This window comes from Streptomyces odonnellii, assembly GCF_000981895.1.
Lineage (GTDB): Bacteria > Actinomycetota > Actinomycetes > Streptomycetales > Streptomycetaceae > Streptomyces > Streptomyces odonnellii.
Genome location: NZ_LATD01000396.1, coordinates 1 through 2,836, shown reverse-complemented (window position 1 = coordinate 2,836; position 2,836 = coordinate 1). Strand labels below are relative to the sequence as shown.

The window sequence follows — 2,836 nt, the reverse complement described above, 5'->3', positions numbered from 1 at the left end:
CCCGCTACGGTCTCCCCCTCGACGCCAGCGACGTCCCAAACGCCCCAACGCGCCAGCGCCCCCTCCCCCGCTTACACCCGCAGCGACAACGCCCAGCCCAACGTGGACGAATGGGCCGCAGCCCGGCTGCCGGCCACCTCGGCCGAGAAGACTGCCGCAGGGCATCTGATCACGGATGCGGAGCCATTGCTTCGAGGACAGCAGTACATGGGTGACACCGTGACCGTGACCTTCAACCCCGCAGCCCAGACCATGTTCGTCACCTTCGGCCCCGGTATCTACCCGGAGGGGCAGGACTACCGTGACGACACCGAATTCACGGACATCGTCCGCGGCCTGATGTTCGGCAGCTGCTCCGAAGCCCAGCAGAACTTCGGCAACGACAGTGCCTGGCCCTACGGCCGTGCCGTCCTCGTCTACCGGGAGTCCATGGCCAGCCCCACCATCGTCGACTACCGCGAAGTCACCCATATCGACAGCTGCCGCGTGTAGCCCTCGACTCCCTTACGACTCCAAATAAAAGTGGTCAGCTTGGCCTAATGGTCCGGAAACGTCTTGTCGTTAGGCGTCGTTAGCGGCTTGCAGCCGACGTCCGTAAATACGGCCTATCCTGACGCATGGTCGCGCCACGGTGTTCAGCCCCAAGGCACCTTGGCAACGTCGCCTACCCAGCCTCGGATGCGGGTGAGGTCCCGGTAAGTTCCGGTATATCCGAGCGAGTTGAGGATCAGCAACACGAGGTAGTGGCGAGCAAGAAGCCATGCATCTCGCGTCAGCCCGTCCAGTCCGTAGACCCGCTCCTGCGATTCTTGCGGGTGCACCAGCCGGTTCCTGACCCACGTGACGACATCGGCCCCGTCAGTGTCCTTGTTCTCCCTTGCCTTCACATCGGCGGCGTGCTGCGCGGCTGCCGTCAACAGGCCAGAGTTGATGGCGACCGGAATCTGGGCGTCGCGCAGCACCGTGCGCAGCAGGTCGTGAGCTGGCCGCCGCTTGTACTCCCGCTCGGTCAGGGCACCGCTCAAGACGAGGCTCTGCCACATGATGTGCTCCAAGCCGGCCGTCCCCATGATGATTCGGGGCTCGACGAAGTCTCGGCTGCGCAAGGCCGAGATCGCGTACATCATCTGGAATCGCAGGGGCGTGAGTTTGTCCGGGTCGAGGAAGCCGGCGATCGCCAGACGCAGGAAGTCGCCGAGCGATTCGTGATCTTGGTCGTACCACCAGCCATCGCTGTTCGAGCGTGCCGGGTCGCAGTGAGCGGCTCGCCACTGCTCCCAGACCACTCGACCGTCGCCGCCTTCTCCCACGGGCAGCATCGGGGCAGCCCAGCGACCGAGGGCAAACGAGATCCCGACGTGCAGCGCCGTCAGCAACGGGTCGGCTTCGTCGGCCGTAAAAACGGAATCATCGGCGCGACGCATCTCCATGACGTGCGTCATCACGTACACGTCGGTCTTGTGGAGTTCCTGCCAGACCTGCTGGTGGTCAGGACGAACGTCGAGCGTGATCTTCCATCCTTTGGCTTCGAGCGACCATCGGCCTGACCATTCATGCTTGCCGCGCGGCGTCTCCTCTACCAGTCCCAACGTTCCATGCCAGTTGGGCAGGTTGAACCAATGAACGAGGATTCGGCTCAAGGGAGCATCGGAGTTCCCGAAGACGGCTCCGTTCGACCAACCACCATCGACGTTCCGGGGGAACCCAGGCAGGGCCATGTCGCCCATGGGACGACGAAGCGTCAGGGGAACTTGGTCTCGGTTGGCGAAGCCCGGCGTCGCGCCACCGCCAACCTCCCACTCAAGGTCGAACCCGTTTGAGCAGGTCAGCTCGACGCGACCGGGGACATCATCTGTGCCGAGCCCACCCATCGGGCCGTCATGCAGGAGGATGGGCTGGCCCGGTTTGTTGTACGGGTAGACCGGCGTGAGCGGTGGACTTGCTGGAGGCGTGTTCATCGTGGTCAAGCGGTTCCACTCGGCGACGGAGATGAGTTGTCCAGGATCGCGGCCTCGTCGTATCGCCAGCAGTCGTGCTCTAGACCGTCGGCCGGCTGAGATGTCATGAGGTGCTCTTGGATGTCGCGCACATACACCGGCTGTCGGCTTCCCTTGACCACGGTGAATAGCGGATAGATCTCAGCTGCGGCCAGGTTGGCCGATAGAGATGGGTCCTCCCACATCGTGTTCAACACGTAGGCCAAGTGCCGGAGCAGCAGTTGAGTCGAGTCAGGGGTGAAGGCCACGGTACGCGTGAGCTGCGCTGCGCCATGCCCGGCAAAGTTCCTCAGCTTCACGTACTGCACTGCGGAGTGCGGCAAGGGCCTGGCCTGCGGATCAGCGTGACCCTCCAGGTACCTCACACCCGTCCGAAGGACTTCGGTGCTGCCGTCTGTTCCGCGCTTGCCGCTGACGATCCGGCCGAGCAGTTCGGTGGCATCGAGGGCGAGGAAGAGCGATCCTAGGTGGTAGTTGTGCTCGAAGTTGAGCCCAGAGGCCTGCATGAACTCGCGCATGACACCGCAGACGTACGAGGCCTTGCACACGTATGGGTCGAGCCCGGCGATCTGTGCGGCATCGTCCCACCGCGGTGCGTCGTGGGAGAGCTGGACAGTGTGCTGAGCCAGGAGGGGACGGTAGTCCATGACTCCATGGTCCGGCCGACTTTGGGCTTGGGCAACCTCTTCACCCACTGAGCGGCGTCAAAAACCCGATCACTAACTACCAAGCGCCAGCCGATGGGTCACGTCCGAGCAATTCTGAGCATGCCCCATCCCTGCCGCTTACCTCGGTCACGTCCGCGGGAGTGGTGTATCGACGACCACTCGGTGATCTCT

General features: G+C 63.5%; 2 protein-coding genes and 1 pseudogene. 1 reads left to right on the top strand and 2 read right to left on the bottom strand.

Annotation, left to right across the window (positions count from 1 at the left end):
• A pseudogene (locus tag WH07_RS41480) lies at positions 1-492 on the top strand (serine/threonine-protein kinase); the annotation flags it as partial.
• Between the two features lie 143 nt (positions 493-635).
• Here the strand turns inward: WH07_RS41480 and WH07_RS40035 are convergent.
• Together WH07_RS40035 and WH07_RS30970 are read right to left on the bottom strand one after the other, a co-directional pair.
• A complete protein-coding gene (locus WH07_RS40035) occupies positions 636-1,967 on the bottom strand; it encodes a hypothetical protein (RefSeq protein ID WP_157877463.1) in 1,332 nt (443 codons plus the stop codon).
• Entirely contained in the window at positions 1,964-2,644 is a 681-nt protein-coding gene (locus WH07_RS30970) for a hypothetical protein (protein ID WP_046507399.1), read from the bottom strand. Before WH07_RS30970 ends, WH07_RS40035 begins: the two co-directional genes overlap by 4 nt.
• Positions 2,645-2,836: the final 192 nt, after the last annotated feature.